Origin of the sequence: Campylobacter sp. BCW_4341 (assembly GCF_001764255.1) — a bacterium.
Classification (GTDB): domain Bacteria; phylum Campylobacterota; class Campylobacteria; order Campylobacterales; family Campylobacteraceae; genus Campylobacter_D; species Campylobacter_D jejuni.
Genome location: NZ_MKAH01000017.1, coordinates 71914 through 87800 on the forward strand (window position 1 = coordinate 71914; position 15887 = coordinate 87800).

The 15887-nt window shown below is 30.9% G+C and carries 15 protein-coding genes and 1 pseudogene; 6 read left to right on the forward strand and 10 right to left on the reverse strand.

Translation table 11 applies throughout. From position 1 onward, the window contains the following. The first annotated feature begins 12 nt into the window (after positions 1–12). Positions 13–2388 (forward strand): endopeptidase La, encoded by a 2376-nt coding sequence (gene lon / locus AJN70_RS02115; protein ID WP_002861798.1) that lies wholly within the window; start codon positions 13–15, stop codon positions 2386–2388. A gap of 60 nt (positions 2389–2448) precedes the next feature. Here the strand turns inward: lon and rpsR are convergent, their stop codons facing one another. From rpsR to rpsF, 3 genes are read right to left on the reverse strand one after another with little or no spacing between them, the layout of a single operon-like run. Beyond that, positions 2449–2709 carry a 30S ribosomal protein S18 gene (rpsR, locus tag AJN70_RS02120; protein ID WP_002853032.1) on the reverse strand — a complete coding sequence of 87 codons (261 nt, stop codon included), beginning with the start codon at positions 2707–2709 and terminating at the stop codon, positions 2449–2451. 10 nt (positions 2710–2719) lie between these two features. Further along, positions 2720–3271: a single-stranded DNA-binding protein gene (locus tag AJN70_RS02125; RefSeq protein ID WP_002861797.1), complete on the reverse strand. Its 552-nt coding sequence runs from the start codon at positions 3269–3271 to the stop codon at positions 2720–2722. An 8-nt stretch (positions 3272–3279) separates the two neighbouring features. Next, the gene (gene rpsF, locus AJN70_RS02130) at positions 3280–3657 is read right to left on the reverse strand and encodes a 30S ribosomal protein S6 (RefSeq protein ID WP_002812868.1); all 378 of its coding nucleotides are present in this window, start codon (positions 3655–3657) and stop codon (positions 3280–3282) included. 216 nt (positions 3658–3873) lie between these two features. Between rpsF and AJN70_RS02135 the strand changes: the two genes are divergently transcribed. Together AJN70_RS02135 and AJN70_RS02140 are read left to right on the forward strand one after the other, a co-directional pair. Continuing rightward, entirely contained in the window at positions 3874–5148 is a 1275-nt protein-coding gene (locus AJN70_RS02135) for an MFS transporter (protein ID WP_053872672.1), read from the forward strand. Continuing rightward, a complete protein-coding gene (locus tag AJN70_RS02140; protein ID WP_053872671.1) occupies positions 5145–6146 on the forward strand; it encodes a sugar phosphate isomerase/epimerase family protein in 1002 nt (333 codons plus the stop codon). The genes AJN70_RS02135 and AJN70_RS02140 overlap by 4 nt, the downstream gene beginning before the upstream one ends. On the opposite strand, the gene AJN70_RS02145 is transcribed toward AJN70_RS02140, so the two are convergent. From AJN70_RS02145 to AJN70_RS02175, 7 genes and pseudogenes are all read right to left on the reverse strand, one after another. Next, positions 6139–6999, reverse strand: a complete 861-nt coding sequence (locus tag AJN70_RS02145; RefSeq protein ID WP_002882614.1) for a VirK family antimicrobial peptide resistance protein — start codon at positions 6997–6999, stop codon at positions 6139–6141. The two genes, AJN70_RS02140 and AJN70_RS02145, sit on opposite strands and share 8 nt — an antisense overlap. Further along, positions 6992–8098, reverse strand: a complete 1107-nt coding sequence (gene rseP / locus AJN70_RS02150; protein WP_053872670.1) for an RIP metalloprotease RseP — start codon at positions 8096–8098, stop codon at positions 6992–6994. Before rseP ends, AJN70_RS02145 begins: the two co-directional genes overlap by 8 nt. Then, entirely contained in the window at positions 8095–8631 is a 537-nt protein-coding gene (pgsA, locus tag AJN70_RS02155) for a CDP-diacylglycerol--glycerol-3-phosphate 3-phosphatidyltransferase (protein ID WP_070295447.1), read from the reverse strand. The genes rseP and pgsA overlap by 4 nt, the downstream gene beginning before the upstream one ends. Positions 8632–8755: 124 nt before the next feature. Continuing rightward, complete coding sequence (locus AJN70_RS02160; RefSeq protein WP_002861791.1) at positions 8756–9361, reverse strand: NAD(P)H-dependent oxidoreductase; 606 nt, start codon at positions 9359–9361, stop codon at positions 8756–8758. Further along, complete coding sequence (locus AJN70_RS02165; protein WP_070295449.1) at positions 9361–9981, reverse strand: NAD(P)H-dependent oxidoreductase; 621 nt, start codon at positions 9979–9981, stop codon at positions 9361–9363. Before AJN70_RS02165 ends, AJN70_RS02160 begins: the two co-directional genes overlap by 1 nt. Positions 9982–10044: 63 nt before the next feature. Further along, positions 10045–10469 (reverse strand): annotated as a pseudogene (locus AJN70_RS02170) (GNAT family N-acetyltransferase). An 11-nt stretch (positions 10470–10480) separates the two neighbouring features. Then, complete coding sequence (locus AJN70_RS02175) at positions 10481–11569, reverse strand: CinA family protein (RefSeq protein WP_070286344.1); 1089 nt, start codon at positions 11567–11569, stop codon at positions 10481–10483. Between the two features lie 98 nt (positions 11570–11667). Here AJN70_RS02175 and ileS point away from each other — a divergent pair, with 98 nt between their 5' ends. From ileS to gatA, 3 genes are read left to right on the forward strand one after another with little or no spacing between them, the layout of a single operon-like run. Then, positions 11668–14415, forward strand: coding sequence for an isoleucine--tRNA ligase (ileS, locus tag AJN70_RS02180; protein ID WP_070286343.1), 2748 nt, complete (start codon positions 11668–11670; stop codon positions 14413–14415). Continuing rightward, on the forward strand, positions 14415–14525 hold the full coding sequence (locus tag AJN70_RS02185; protein ID WP_002880777.1) for a hypothetical protein: 111 nt from the start codon (positions 14415–14417) through the stop codon (positions 14523–14525). Before ileS ends, AJN70_RS02185 begins: the two co-directional genes overlap by 1 nt. Further along, positions 14522–15883 carry an Asp-tRNA(Asn)/Glu-tRNA(Gln) amidotransferase subunit GatA gene (gene gatA / locus AJN70_RS02190; RefSeq protein WP_070286342.1) on the forward strand — a complete coding sequence of 454 codons (1362 nt, stop codon included), beginning with the start codon at positions 14522–14524 and terminating at the stop codon, positions 15881–15883. Before AJN70_RS02185 ends, gatA begins: the two co-directional genes overlap by 4 nt. The last annotated feature ends 4 nt before the right edge of the window (positions 15884–15887 follow it).

The window sequence follows — 15887 nt, forward strand, 5'->3', positions numbered from 1 at the left end:
CAAGGAAAATAAATGCAGATTGAAGAGATACAAAATTATCCAGCAAATTTACCAGTATTGGTTGAAGATGAATTATTTTTATATCCTTTTATGATAACTCCTATTTTTATTAACGATTCATCCAATATGAAAGCTTTAGATCTTGCGATTAAAAATGATAGTATGCTTTTTGTTGCGCCTTCAAGGTTGGAAAATGGAAGAAATTTTGATGAAATTTATAATTGTGGAGTGATTGGGACTATCATGCGAAAAGTTCCTTTACCTGATGGAAGGGTGAAAATACTTTTTCAAGGATATGCTAAGGGTAAAATTATAGAGCAAATTTCTAATAAACCTTTAGAAGCCAAGATAGAACTTATAAAAGAAGACTTTTTAGAAGGAACTAAAAAAGAAGCGCTTCTTGAAGTTTTAAAAGAGAAGGTAAAAAATTTGGCAAATATTAGTCATTATTTTTCTCCGGATCTTTTAAGAACAATTGAAGAAGGTTTTGATGCGTCTAGGATTTGTGATTTGATTTTAAATACTGTGCGTATTAAAAAACAAGTTGCTTATGAGTTTTTTGTTTTAACAGATCTTGAGCAAAAATTAGTAAAATTAATAGATTTAATTGCCCAAGAAATAGAAGCCAATAAAATTCAAAAAGAAATTAAAAATAAAGTACATTCTCGTATTGATAAGGTAAATAAAGAATATTTTTTAAAAGAACAATTAAGACAAATTCAAAAAGAGCTTGGTTCTGACACACAAAAAGAAGATGAGGTTAGAGAGTATCAAAAGCGTCTGGAATTAAAGAAGAAATTTATGCACGAAGATGCTTATAAAGAAATCAAAAAACAAATTGAAAAATTCGAACGCATTCATCAAGATAATTCCGAAGCATCGATGATTCAAACTTACATAGAAACAGCATTAGATATTCCTTTTGAAAAAATTTCTAAGAAAAAACTTGATATTAAAGAAGTTTCAAAACAGCTCAACCATGATCATTATGCATTAAATAAACCAAAAGAACGCATAGAAGAATATTTTGCAGTTAGGGAACTTTTAGAAAAAAGAAAAATAGCAGAAAAAGATGGTGCTAAAGTTATACTTTGTCTTTATGGACCTCCTGGCGTGGGTAAAACTTCACTGGCAAATTCTGTTTCAAAAGCTTTAAAAAGAGAGCTTATTCGCATAGCCTTAGGCGGACTTGAAGATGTTAATGAGCTACGTGGTCATCGTAGAACTTATATAGGCGCTATGCCTGGACGTATTACCCAAGGACTCATAGAGGCAAAACAAATTAATCCTGTAATTGTATTGGATGAAATTGATAAATTAAATCGCAGTTTTAGAGGCGATCCAAGTGCGGTGCTTTTAGAAATTTTAGATCCAGAGCAAAATTCTAAATTTAGGGATTATTATTTAAATTTTAATATTGATTTAAGTAAAGTCATTTTTATAGCAACGGCAAATGATATTAGCAATATTCCTGCACCTTTAAGAGATAGAATGGAATTTATAGAACTTAGCTCTTATACTCCAAGTGAAAAATTTCATATAATGAAAAAATATTTAATTCCAGATGAGCTTAAAAAACATGGCTTAAAATCCAATGAATTATCTATTGATGATGAAACTATAGAGTTAATCATTAGTGATTATACTCGTGAATCAGGAGTCAGAAATTTGCGTCGCAAAGTGGCAGAGTTGTGTCGTAAGAGTGCTAAAAAACTACTTTTAGAAAATATTAAAAAAGTCATTATTAATACAAAAAATTTGAATGAATTTTTAGATAAAAAAGTTTTTGAAATAGAAAAAAATAATGGAGAAAATCAAGTAGGTCAGGTTAATGGTTTGGCTTGGACAAGTGTAGGTGGAGATGTTTTAAAAGTAGAGGCTGTAAAAATTAAAGGTAAAGGAGAATTAACGCTCACGGGAAGTTTGGGTGATGTAATGAAAGAATCAGCTAGAATTGCTTTTAGCATGATAAAAGTTTTAATCGATGAAGGAAAAATAAAAATACCTAAAAAAATAATTATCGATCCTAAAGTTAATGTTTATGATAGTTATAATATTCATATACATGTGCCAGATGGAGCTACTCCAAAAGATGGCCCAAGCGCAGGCATTACGATAAGCATAGCCATTGCTTCTATTTTTAGTGATAAAAAGGTTAAAGCAGATGTTGCAATGACAGGTGAAATAGATTTAAAAGGAAAAGTTTTACCAATAGGCGGATTAAAAGAAAAATTAATTGCAGCTTATAAAGCAGATATAAAAACAGCTTTAATCCCAAGAAAAAATTACGAAAGGGATTTAAAAGATATTCCTAGTGAGGTTAGAGACAATATGGAAATCATTGCTGTTGATACTTTTAGTGATGTTTTAGAATATACTTTGGTTTAATTTTATTTTGAGAATAAATGTATAAGAAAGCAAACTTTTTACAAGTTTGCTTTTAAAAGATTATAGTCCTTCAAAAGGATTATTGATTACTTCTTTTCTATCCACTATATAAGGGATAAGAGCTACATGTCTTGCACGTTTGATTGCAACTTCTACCATTTCTTGGTATTTTTTGCTTGTACCTGTTAAACGGCGTGGCATGATTTTAAATCTTTCAGATAAAGCATGTTTTAACATTGCTGTATCTTTATAATCAATAAATTCAACTTTTGCTTCAGTGTATTTGCAATATTTACGAGAGTATTTTCTTTTTTCTGCCATAGTTTATCCTTTAAAATGGTAAATTAGTATCATCGCTATCATAAGCATCGATATCAATTTCTTTTAATTTTTCTTCGTGTTGTGGGTTTTGGTTTCTTTGTGGAGCAGGGTTTGCTTTTGCTTTATTAAAATTTTGATTTTCACTCATATAAGGATCATAGCTTTGATTTTCATAGTTTCCACTATAATTGTTGTTTGAAAAGCTATTATTGCCAATTCCACCTTGTTGTGGAGCATTGGAATTGCCGCCAAGCATTTCCATATTTTCAACTTGAATGCTATGCTTAGAGCGATTTTGTCCATTTTGATCACTCCATTGTTCAAATCTCAAACGTCCTTCTATGAGTACTTTTGAACCTTTTGTAAGGTATTGGTTTGCAACTTCTGCGGTGCGACCATAAAAGCTTATATCAATAAAGCAAGTTTCCTCTCTTTTTTCTCCATTTGTGGTAAATCTTCTTGTTACTGCGATAGCAGAAGCCCCAATAGCACTACCGCTTTGTGCATAACGCATTTCTATATCACGTGTAAGATTTCCAACCAAAACAACTTTGTTAAACATCTTTTTCCTTATTGAATTTCAGGAGCATCTAAAGGTTTGATTTCTTTTTTAGATTGCTTAATCCCGTGGCTTAGTTTTTCCCAAGCTGCAATTTCTTTTTTGTTTTCATATTTTACGATTAAAAATCTTATTACTTCTTCAGTGATTCTTAACACCCTTTCAAGCTCAGCGATCAAGTTTGTAGGAGCTTTGAAATAAATCACAAAATAAGTTCCTCTTTCGTATTTTTTGATTTTATACGCTAATTTTCTAGTGCCCATTGGAACAACAGTTTCAATTTCTGCACCATTTTTGGTTAGGACTTCTTTAACGAATTCCAACTTCGCATTCACTTCCTCTTCGGTAAGTGTTGGTTTTAAGATAAATAAAACCTCATAATGTTTCATCTTTTCTCCTTATGGATATTAAAGCCCATTTTCATGAGCAAGGATTTTGCATAAAGCAAGATTAAATTATATCAAAATATACTTAATTTATACTTCAATAAGTGTTGTAACTTTTTGTAATTACTGTTTATAATTTAAAGGTGAAATTTTAACCTTTTATCTTAATCCGTGATATAATTAATTTAAGTTGCGAATTGTTAAAAAAGGAGGGTGGATATGAATAGTACGAAACCTATTCGTTGGTTTACTTTTATCGTTTTAGTTATTGGCGGAGGAACTGTTTTTAAACTTTCCTCTTTAAAAGATGCCTTTTATGTGCCTATGCAAGAATTTATGAATCTTAGCAATACACAAATTGGACTCGCGCTCTCAGTTTATGGCATAGTGCAAACGGTAGGAAATTTTGCATCTATTTATATAGCAGATAGATTTTCTAAAAAAATACTCATTCCTTTTTCGTTGGTTTGTGTGGGTTTGGTTGGAATTTATATTTCTACTTTTCCTTCTTTTTATGGAATTTTAATAGCTTGGGGTTTGCTTTCTTTATTTGGAGAAGTTGTGTATTGGCCTGTTTTGCTTAAAGCCATTCGCTTGCTTGGAGATTCTACTCAACAAGGAAGACTTTTTGGATTTTTAGAAGCAGGACGTGGTGTTATAGATACTATAGTTGCTTTTAGTGCTTTGGGAATTTTTTTACTTTTAGGGTCTGGCGCAGGTGGACTTAAGGCTGCTATATTATTTTATAGCGCTTGTGTGATTATAGCAGGTATTTTGGCATATTTTCTACTTGAAGATGACAAAATTAATACCCAAGATGAGCAAGGAAATGAAATCAGTAAAAACAAAGTCGCTTGGAATGGAGTTATCAAAGCGATTAAAACTCCTGAAATTTGGGTGGTATCTTTGACCATTTTTACTATTTATTCTGTGTATTGTGGTTTGACTTATTTTATTCCATTTTTAAAAGATATTTATGGTATGCCTGTGGCTTTGGTTGGTGCTTATGGTATTATCAATCAATACACTTTAAAATTAGTAGGTGGGCCAATTGGGGGATATTTAGCAGATAAAACCTTTAAATCTTCAACAAGATATTTGCGTTTTGCTTTGATTTTAGGAGCCTTGGCCATATTAATTTTTGTTTTTATGCCTCATGAGAAATTAAATATTTATTTTGGTATGAGTTTAACCTTAGGTTTTGCCGCTCTTGTTTTTACTATGCGTGCGACATTTTTTGCTCCTGTGGATGAGATAGAAATGCCTAGGGAAATTAGTGGAGCTGCTATGAGTATAGCTTGTATTTTTGGTTATTCTCCACAACTTTTTTGTTTTGCACTTTATGGTTTTATGATCGATCGTTTTAAAGGTTTATTAGGCTATCAAATTGTTTTTGCGTTAATGGGGATTTTTGCTATTTGTGGTGTGATTGTAACTACGATTTTGCTTAAGATGATAGCTAGAAAAAAAGCATTAAAAGGAGTGGTATCATGAAAATAGGTTTAGAAACTGAAAGCATGCATTTATGGTTTCAAAATGGTAGGATGGATATATTTTCTTATATCGATTTTGCTAAAAATTTGGGCTGTGAGGGTGTGATTATAAATATCATTAAAGATTTTGGTTTGGATGAAGAATGGGGATGCTTAGGAAGCGATGACGAAAATCATCTTAAAAAAATTAAAGCCAAATTGGATGAATACAATATGTATTGTGAGATTGACTCTAAGGGTTTTAATAAAGATAAATTTGAAAAAATTGCTAAAGTAGCTTCTATTTTAGGTGCTAAAATTATACGCTCTTATGTGCCCTTAACCGATAAAAATAAAAAAGTTAAACATGCTAGCGATGGGGCTTATGATGATTCTAAAATTACTACTAGATTCGATAAAGAAGATTTTTTAGCTACAAAGGATGAAATAAAAGCTTTGATACCGATTTTGGAAAAATATGATTTAAAACTTGCTATAGAAAATCATGAGTATCAAACTTCAGAGGATTTGCTTGATTTGTTGAAATTGATCAGTCATCCTAAAATAGGATTTTTATATGATTTTGGAAATTCTATGATGGCCTATGAAGATCCTATAAAAGCTTGCAAAGACATGGCTAAATATACTTTTAGCACGCATTGTAAAGATCATATAGTTTTCATTGAAGAGGGTGTAGAATATGTTTGCGGCGTTCCTTTGGGAGAAGGAAATTTAGACATTAAAACTTGTGTAGAAATTCTTAAAAAAGAAGGACTTGACCGTATTAATGTAGAGCAATGTTATCCTTATTGTGCGACTTTTAAAAGAGAAAAAGGAACAGGCGGGGTTAAAGAATTAGGTAAAGGGGCTTTTAAGATAGAAAAATCTTTGTTTGAAGATTTAAAAGCTATGCAGTATTATTATCCTCAAGAAGTATCTCAAGAATGCTTAGAGAGGCTTTTAAAACTTCAAAAAAAAGGTTGCGAGAAAAGTGTAGAATATTTAAAAAGTATTATTTAGATAAAATTTGGAATAAATTTTGTTTAATATTTTCAAGCATGGCAAAACGTTTTTTATACATGGAGCGTTTTTGTGAAGGGATTTCTTCTAGGTTTTTTTGCGAGTGGTGGAGCTTGTAGTATTTGTGTTTATCGATTTTTATCAATTCTCCACCATTTTCTAGCCAAATTTTTTGATAATCTACAAAATAGCCTTTTTCTTTTCCTTTTTGAGAACGGATTTGATTTTTTTCATGTACACCTAAAGTAGCTTGAAGTTTTAAAATTTCACAAAGCATCTTAGAGCATTCTATAAGCAAAGCAACAGGGCGCAAACCATGACATTTTTTAGTTAAAATTTTATTAATTTCTAAAATATTAAAATCTTTGTATTTATATCCTTGTATGCAAGAAAGTAGAAGATTATTTTCTAAAGTAAAGCAAAAATTACATTGTGAAATAGTGTATTTTTTAAATTTTAAAGAAAAAGCCCAAAAACCTTCTTCGTAAACATTATGATTATATCCTAAAAAAAGCTCAAAATCTTCATCAAAAGAAAAAATCATTTGTTCTTCGGGAAGAAATTTAAAACAAGTAAGTCCCTTATCAACATCATAAATAAGTGTTTTAACGCGTTCATTTGCTTTAAAACTTTTATCGCAAAATCTTCTTATAGCATTGTAGCAAGCATAGGGTCTTTGAGAGAAAAAGTCTTTTAAATGTTTATTTTTTTCCTCATTAAGCGTTTTTTCTAGAAGCCTTACTTGAGGAAAATATAGAATTTTTCTTGCTTGAAAACGTAAATAGCGCCAAAAGATGATACTTTTTCTTCTATCAGTAAAATTTGGAATAGGGTAGGAAAATTTTTTATTCACCTGCAATCCTTGATATATCGTTATAAGTTGCAAAGAGCATCAAGCTTAAAAGTATTGCCATGCCTGCATAACTTAGATATTCAAAAGCACGCTGTGGAACCTTGCGTCTAAAAATCATTTCATAAATATTAAAAAGTATATGTCCTCCATCAAGCATAGGAATAGGCAAAAGATTTAAAATGCCTAAATTTATAGAAATTAAAGCAGTGATAAATAAAAGTAAAGTAAAGCTATTTTGTGCAGCCTTTGAGGTAATTTCAGTCATGGTAATAATACCACCTAAATTTTTTGCTTCAACTTCACCACTTATGAGTTTTACTATACCCTTGATGATGAGTGTAGAAGCTTGAAAACTTTCTTGTGCGGCATATTTAAAACTTTCTAAACCTTGATGTTTTACAAGAGTGCTTGTACCATTTGGACTGATTCCAAGTTGAGGTTTTTCAATAATTTGCCCAAAGTCATTATATCCTTGTCCTATTTTTGGAGTTAAAATAAATTCTAAATTTTTTCCTTCTCTATTGGTTAATATTTTCAAAGGCTCTAAACTTAAATGTTTTGAAATTTCATCAAAGCTTTGAATTTTTACACCGTTGATTTCTAAGATAGTATCATTTTTTTGAAGTCCTATGTCTTGTGCAGCAGAGTTTGGCGCTATGTTTCCTATTTGTGGAGCAAGTTTGTTTAGACCTAAATTTCCTATGATAATATAAAGAAAAAAAGCTAAAATCAGGTTGAAAAATGGTCCAGCAAAAAGAATATAAATCTTTTTTAAGGGGCTTAAAATGCTATAGCTATCTTTGTCTAGATTTTCAAAACCAGGACGCATATCATCTTGTCCTTTAAGTTTAACATATCCTCCAAGTGGTAAAGTGCTTAAGCGATAGTTTGTGCCTTTAAATTCACGTTCTATAAGACTTTTTCCAAATCCTATGCTAAAGACTTCAACTTTTACACCCAAAGATCTTGCAGCTAAAAAATGTCCTAATTCGTGAAAGAAGATTAAAAATGAGATGACTAAAACAGTTGCTAAAAATTCAATAGAATAAAATTTAATTCCTAAAATCAAAATAATAATTAAAAACAATAAAGATCTCATTTTTCTCCTTTTTTTTGAGCTTTTGTATAAGTATAGATGTATTCAAATCCAGAATAAAGAGTTAAAATCAAAGCTATGTAAAGTAGAATTTCTCCGCCTATCCACTCCATGATTAAAAATCCTATCGCAGTCATTTGAAAAGCGGTTTTAAGTTTGCCTGCAAAAGAAGCATTGACATTTAAATTTTCACTGATCATTACAACTCTAAAACCCGTGATAAAAAATTCCCTTACTAGTATAATATAAATTATCCATTCATTAGCTTTTCCTGTAAGCAAAAGCCCTAAAAAAGCTGCTAAAACAAGCATTTTATCGGCTAATGGATCTAAGATTCCGCCCAGTTTTGTAGTTTGTTTCCAAGTTCTTGCAATGTATCCATCAAAAAAATCACTCAAAGCTGCTAATGAAAAAGTTAAAGCAGCAAAATAGTTAATCCAACTTTGATGAATATTTTCAAAATGATGAATTAATAAAAAAAATAGCAAAGGCGCTAAAACCATTCTAAAAACCGCCAAGATATTGGGTAAATTCATAACAAGCCTTGTGAAATTAAATGTAAAATTATAATCAAAATTGTATAAAATTTAAGCAAAGACTTAGTAAAAATACAAAAAAGAATCAGTTTATTTTTATTTAAATTTTGCTTTTAAGCAAAATTTAAATAAATTTTACAACTTCATCAAAACTAAAACGATTTTTTTGAGGATTTTTTTCATCGTTGCAATATCCTAAAGCCACCACCAAACTTGATCTTTCTTTTTGAATATCAAGTGATAAATAAGAATCAAGCTTTTCTTTATCAAAACCACCTATAGTACAACTTGCTATATTTAAAGCATTAGCACTATAAATTATGCTAGCTAGAGCTATATGAGCTTGTTCTCTTGCATAAGATATTTTTTGTTCTTGATTTAGAGATTTTAAAAAAGGCATATAAGTATCTAAGCGTTTTTGAATTTCTGTTTCACTCATATCTCTTTTTCTAAGTTTTTCTTCAAAATAATCTAAAAAATCAAGTCTTGAAATGATGATAATTAATACAGCGCAATCTTTTACATGTTTTTGTTGGTTGCAAATTTTAGAAAGCTCTTCTTTTCTTTTCTCATCTTGCACTACTATAAATTTCCAAGGTTCCAGTCCTAAGGAACTGGGGCTTAATCTTGCTATTTCTAAAATAGAATTTAAATCCTCTTTTTTGAGTTTTTCATTTTTAAAATTTCTACAAGAATATCTTGTGCTAAAAATTTCAAGTTCTTTTTTCATTATTTTTCCTTGTAAAATTCGACGACTTCATTAAAATTTAAGCGTTGAGTAGAATATTTTGGTTCGTGGGCTTTATATCCTAAGGATAAAATTACAGCAGTTTCAAAAGGATAAGTTAAATGAAGAAAATCATCAACCTTAGTTTTTTCAAAGCCACCTATCATACAAGAATCAATACCTAAGCTCATTGCAGCTAGCGACATTTGCATCATAGCAAGATAGCATTGAAGTTGTGCGTAATGATAGAGTTCATCATCATTCATTGCATTGGTTTTATGGGTGTAAATTTCTAAAATTTTTTGAAAATTTTCTTCGCTAGAATCTGAGAAACGACGCACTTGTTTTTGTGCAAATTCATCTTTGCTTTGAAGATCTTTTCTTGCTAGAAAAATAATATTATGACTCGCACTTGCTACATTTTGTTGATTGTAACATAGGGTTGAGAGTTTAAGATTGTGTTCTTTTTGTTCTAATACTACAAATTTCCAAGGCTCAAATCCATGTGAGCTCGGGGCTAAGACTCCACTTTCTAAGATACAATGCAAATCCTTTTCATTGATTTTTTTATCATTAAAAAGTTTACAAGCTCTGCGTTTTGAAATTAGTTCTTTAAAATTCATTTTATTCCTTAAAATCAAAAATAATAATATTAATTATAAAATGCAAAGCTTAATCAAAAAATATTATAGTTTGATATTTTTCTTAAAAACAAAACCGGATTTTTCAAAACCCATTTTTTGGATATAAAATTCATGAGCTTGTGTTCTAAAAAAACTTGAACTTAGTTCTAATTCTTCATATCCTTGATCTTTTGCCCAAATTTGGATTTTTTTCAAAAAGCTTGACCTATACCTTTTCCTCTTAAAGTTTCATCTACGACAAAATCACAAATATAAAGACAATGGTTATGATAAAGCACATTAAAAGGCATGACTCCACAAGCTGCTTTGTAGCTTCCCTCATTTTCATAGGCAAAAAGTTTATAATGTTGAGTTTGTGTAGCAAGTTGGAATTTGTCTAAAAAAACTTTCAAAGATAGATTGTTTCTTAATTGTTTTATCAAGGGATAAATTTTTTCCAAGTCTTCTTTTAGCTTAATTTCTTTCATTTTTAAATCCTTTAAATTTCAAAAATTTCAGGTTTTAATTTTAAAAGCAAGCAAAAAGATGCTAAAACGGCTTGTTCTTGCATAAATTCACGATCCCCATCTAAATAAAGAGTTTCTTGGACAAAAGTTCCATCTCTAAACATTGCACCTATATAAATAGTGCCTGATTTTATTTTTCCCTCATCTTTTTCGCCAACTACTCCGCTAATAGCTAAGGCAAAATCAGGATTAGCTGTTTTAAAAATACCTTTTAGCATAAAATAAACACAACGTTCACTGTATTCGCCATTATTTTCTAAGACGCTTTCGCTAATTCCAAGCCATTCGTGTTTGATGCGGTTGGAATAACTTACAATAGATCCTTCAAAAATTTCACTTACACCTGAAATTTTGGTTAAGGTGCTTGCACAAAGTCCGCCTGTGCAACTTTCAGCAAAAGAAATTTTTAATTTTTTTTCTAAAAGTTTAGAGCTTATAAAATGTATAGGATCTTTACCTAAAAATACTTTTTGTCCAAAAAGATTTTTTACGCTATTTAAAAAACCATCAAGTTTTCCAAAATTAGCGCAAGTGGCCTTAATAAGCACAAGATTATCTAAAAGCTTGGTTGATTTTATACTTATCTCATAAGATTTTGTTAGGGTTTGCAGTAGTAATATAGCGCTTTCATCATCCATGCCAAAAATGCAAAAATATGCAAAATTTAATTTTATATGCCCAAGAAGATCAGGTAATTTTCCGCTTGGATTTATTTTAACGACATTAATTTTTGAATTTGAAAAATTACATACAAAGCTATTTTTACTAAATTCTGCTTTATCTGGAACCAAGGTATCATCTTTTAAGATAAGATTATCATCATTTAAAGTTGCTAAAATTTTAGCAACAGTCGCATAATGCAAAGGGCTTGTAAATAAAGTGATAAAATCATACTGATTTAAGAGATTTTCAAGCAAAAAGGGTAAATCTTTATCGGTTTTATTTTGTATGCGAATTTCGTTAATTTCTTTAAATTTTTCTTCATAAGTTCTATAAATATAATTTTTGAATTTTTCGTTTATAGTAAGCTCATCTCCTATAAGATAAAGCAAATGTTTCATAAATTTTCCTTTTTTTCTTATAATTATAGCCAAAAACAAAGTAGAAATTAAAGCTAATTTGAGTAGAATTTAAGATTATTAAAAATTAGGTGGAAAAAATGGACTACAAAGAAACTCTACTTTTGCCCAGCACTACTTTTGCTATGCGGGCGAATTTAGCGGAACTTGAACCGCAAAGATTTAAAAAATGGTTTGAGCAAAATTATGCTTATGAAAAAATGAAAGAAAATCGCAAAAATGCGAAAAAAAGTTTTACCTTGCACGATGGCCCCCCTTATGCTAACGGACATATTCATATAGGACATGCTTTAAATAAAATTTTAAAAGAAACTATTATCAAAACGCATTATTTTAAAGGTGAGAGTGTGCGTTTTACTCCAGGGTGGGATTGTCATGGTTTACCTATAGAACAACAAGTAGAAGTAAAGCTTGGAGAAAAGAAAAAAAGCTTAAGCAAGAAAGAAATTCGTGAGTTTTGCAGACAACATGCGAGTGAATTTGTAGATATCCAAAGAGAAGAATTTAAAAATTTAGGCATTATTGCGGATTGGGATAAGCCTTATTTGACTATGAAATTTGAGTTTGAAGCAGCGATTTATAGAACTTTATGTGAGATTGCTAAAAAAGGCTTACTTTGTGAGCGTTCTAAACCTGTTTTTTGGAGTTGGGCGGCAAAGTCAGCTTTAGCGGAAGCTGAAGTAGAGTATCAAGATAAAGAAGATTATTCTATCTTTGTGGCTTTTGATTTAGATGTAAAAGCTTGCGAAAAATTAGGCGTTTCAAAAGCAAGCGCAGTGATATGGACAACTACGCCTTGGACTTTGGTGGCTAATCAAGCTATAGCCTTAAATCCTAACGAAAATTATGTGATCACTAAAGAAGGTTTGATTTTTGCAAGTGCTTTGCTTAAAAGCATGGTAGAAAAAGGACTTACAAGTGGAGAAATTCAAAAAGAACTCAACGCAAAAGAATTTGAAAAACTTGAAGCTATCAATCCTTTAAATGGAAGAAAATCTGTTTTAATTATGGGCGAGCATGTATTGATGGATGGTGGAAGTGGACTTGTACATACTGCACCAGGACATGGCGAAGATGATTACTATGCTTGTTTGAAATACGGTATTGAAGTTTTAATGCCTGTTGATGATAGTGGATGTTATGATGAAACTTTAAGAGCTAAAGGGCTTTTGCCTTCTCATTTGCTTGAAGAGTTTATAGGTCTTCATATTTTTAAGGCCAATGAAAAAATTTTAGAACTTTTAGGCGAAAAACTTTTACATTCTTCTAAATTTATACACTCTTATCCATTTTGTTGGAGAACGCATAAGCCTGTGATTTATAGAGCTACTAAACAATGGTTTATTTTAATGGATGAACCAAAACTTCAAGGAAAAACTTTAAGAGAGTGTGCAAAAGAACAACTTTTAAAAACAACCTTTTATCCGCAAAGTGGGGTAAAAAGAATAGGTTCTATGGTGGAAAATCGCCCAGATTGGTGTATTTCAAGACAAAGGGACTGGGGAACGCCTATAGCCTTTTTTAGAGATAAAAACACTAAAGAAGTGATTTTTGATGATGAACTTTTTGACTTTGTAGCAGCTATTTTTGAAAAACACGGTGCTGATGCGTGGTGGGAGTTTGAAATCAAAGATTTAATTCCTACAAATTCAAAATACAAAGCTGAAAATTTAGAAAAAGTATATGATATTTTAGATGTTTGGTTTGATAGCGGAAGTACTTTTAATGCAGTTTTAAATAGCGGACTTTATGACGCAGGAGAAAAAAGAGCAAGTATGTATTTAGAAGGAAGCGATCAGCATCGGGGTTGGTTTCAAAGCTCTTTGCTTGTAGGTACAGCGATCAATGAAAGCGCACCTTATGAAAGCATTTTAACTCATGGTTTTACCACCGATGAAAAAGGGCAAAAAATGTCTAAATCTAAAGGCAACGTGATCGCTCCTGAATATGTAGCAAAAACCTATGGAGTTGAAATTTTAAGACTTTGGATACTTTTAAGTGATTATTCAAGTGATTTAAAAATTTCAGACAATATCTTAAAACAAGTGGGCGAACAATACCGCAAAATAAGAAACACTATAAGATTTTTACTTGCTAATACCAATGATTTAAAAGATTTAGAAGTTAAAGAATTTAGTTTTATTGATAAATGGATATTAAGTCGTGCAACCAAAGTTTTTAAAGCAAGTAAAGAAGCATTTTTTGCTTATGAATTTGCTAAAGGTTTTAGTTTGCTTTTAAATTTTTTAAGTGCGGATTTAAGTGGGATTTATCTTGATATCAGTAAAGATAGGCTTTATTGCGATAGTGAAAATGCCCAAAGAAGAAAATCTGCTCAAGTGGCTATGGCTTTGATAGCAAAAGAACTTTTAAATTTACTTGCTCCAAATTTAAGCTATAGTGTAGATGAGGCTTTAGAACATGCTAATGTTTTAATCAAAGGCGATGCAAAAGATGTATTTGATTTGAGTTTAACTCAGGATTTTGATTATGATTTTGGTATAGATGATACATTTTTAATGAGTGCTAGAGAGAAATTTTTTGAACAAATTGATATGCTTAAAAAAGATAAAATCATTAAATCCACCTTGGAATTAAATTTAAACATTAGTTTTAATAAATTCCCAAATGAGGAATTAGCCGATTGGTTTATGGTAAGTCAAATCAGTAATGAAAATGAAGAAATTTTGGCTGAATTTGAAGTAGAGAATGAGAAATTTAAAATCACCAAAGCTTCACTTTGTAAATGCCCAAGATGTTGGAAACTTCAAAGTAAAGATGAAGAAACACCTTGTTTAAGATGTGAAGAAGTTTTAAAAGGGGTTTAATGTTAGAAAATCCTATTCCAAATAGTATTATCATTGCAACTATAGCGGTGGTTTTGGCTTTTAGTGCTTTAGCAGTATTTTTGATCAAAAAAACAAAGGAAAATAAATGATAACTTTAAAAGAAGCTTTAAAATACTCCAAAGAAGAACTTGAAAATTTAAAAAAAGAACTCAATGAAAAAGCAAAAAAAGAAAAAAAAATAGGTGCTTATATCGAACAATTTTTAGATAAGGACTTAAGTGTTTCAGGTGAAGGTGTGCCTGTAGCTATAAAAGATAATATCAGTGTAAAGGGCTGGGAGCTTACTAGTGCGAGTAAGATTTTACAAGGTTATATCGCTCCTTATGATGCAAGTGCGATTGTTAATTTAAAGGCTAACGGTTTTTCTCCTTTTGGGCGTTGCAATATGGATGAATTTGCTATGGGAAGTTCAACAGCGAGTTCTTGTTATGGAAAAACTTTAAATCCTTTAAATTTTGAGCGTGTTCCAGGTGGGTCAAGTGGTGGAAGTGCTGCTGCGGTAGCGGGTGGCTTGGCTTTAGCAAGTTTAGGTTCTGATACAGGTGGATCTGTGCGCCAACCTGCGGCTTTTTGTGGTTGTGTAGGATTTAAACCGAGTTATGGAAGAGTAAGTCGCTATGGTTTGGCTTCTTATTCTTCAAGTTTGGATCAAATCGGAGTTTTAACGCAAAATGTAGAAGATGCGGCAATTTTATATGATGCGATCGCAGGATATGATAAAATGGATAGCACGAGTGCAAATATCGAGTTTATCAAAACCGCTTCAAATTTAAATGCAAATAAAAAATTAAAAATCGCAGTGATTGAAAATTATGTCAATGATGCAGATAGCGAAGTAAAAAACGCACTTTTAAAAACCATAGATATGTTAAAAGCTAATGGACATGAGATTGTATATAAAAATTTGCTTGATTCTAAGTTTGATATCGCAGCGTATTATATCATCGCAACAGCTGAAGCAAGTGCAAATTTAAGTCGTTATGATGGGGTGCGTTATGGCAAGCGTTCTGAAAATATCCAAAATTTAAAAGAAATGTATGTAAATACACGCAGCGAAGGTTTTGGCGAAGAAGTAAAAAGAAGAATTTTGTTAGGAACTTTTGTTTTAAGTAGTGGATATTATGATGCGTATTATATCAAAGCACAAAAAGCTAGAGCTTTTATCAAGGCAAAATATGAAGAAATTTTGCAAGATTGTGATCTTATTTTTATGCCTGTAACTCCTACAACGGCTTTTAAATTTGATACTCAAAAAAGCCCTATACAAACTTATTTAGAAGATGTTTATACTATCTCTGTAAATTTAGCAGGACTTGGAGGTATTAGTGTGCCTGTTGCAAAAGATAAAGAAGGGCTTAATATATCAGCACAGCTGATTTGCAAAGCTTATGATGAACAAACCTTGTTAGATGGGGCTTTAAGTTTAGAACAAATGATTAAAAATTAAGGAT

Bases quoted from the DNA above. Each gene is read 5' to 3' on its own strand.
- AJN70_RS02125 (WP_002861797.1), bottom strand. From the start codon at position 3,271: ATGTTTAACAAAGTTGTTTTGGTTGGAAATCTTACACGTGATATAGAA.
- gatA (WP_070286342.1), top strand. From the start codon at position 14,522: ATGATAACTTTAAAAGAAGCTTTAAAATACTCCAAAGAAGAACTTGAA.
- lon (WP_002861798.1), top strand. From the start codon at position 13: ATGCAGATTGAAGAGATACAAAATTATCCAGCAAATTTACCAGTATTG.
- rseP (WP_053872670.1), bottom strand. From the start codon at position 8,098: ATGAGATCTTTATTGTTTTTAATTATTATTTTGATTTTAGGAATTAAA.
- AJN70_RS02185 (WP_002880777.1), top strand. From the start codon at position 14,415: ATGTTAGAAAATCCTATTCCAAATAGTATTATCATTGCAACTATAGCG.
- AJN70_RS02160 (WP_002861791.1), bottom strand. From the start codon at position 9,361: ATGAAAAAAGAACTTGAAATTTTTAGCACAAGATATTCTTGTAGAAAT.
- ileS (WP_070286343.1), top strand. From the start codon at position 11,668: ATGGACTACAAAGAAACTCTACTTTTGCCCAGCACTACTTTTGCTATG.
- rpsR (WP_002853032.1), bottom strand. From the start codon at position 2,709: ATGGCAGAAAAAAGAAAATACTCTCGTAAATATTGCAAATACACTGAA.
- AJN70_RS02140 (WP_053872671.1), top strand. From the start codon at position 5,145: ATGAAAATAGGTTTAGAAACTGAAAGCATGCATTTATGGTTTCAAAAT.
- AJN70_RS02165 (WP_070295449.1), bottom strand. From the start codon at position 9,981: ATGAATTTTAAAGAACTAATTTCAAAACGCAGAGCTTGTAAACTTTTT.
- rpsF (WP_002812868.1), bottom strand. From the start codon at position 3,657: ATGAAACATTATGAGGTTTTATTTATCTTAAAACCAACACTTACCGAA.
- AJN70_RS02175 (WP_070286344.1), bottom strand. From the start codon at position 11,569: ATGAAACATTTGCTTTATCTTATAGGAGATGAGCTTACTATAAACGAA.
- AJN70_RS02135 (WP_053872672.1), top strand. From the start codon at position 3,874: ATGAATAGTACGAAACCTATTCGTTGGTTTACTTTTATCGTTTTAGTT.
- pgsA (WP_070295447.1), bottom strand. From the start codon at position 8,631: ATGAATTTACCCAATATCTTGGCGGTTTTTAGAATGGTTTTAGCGCCT.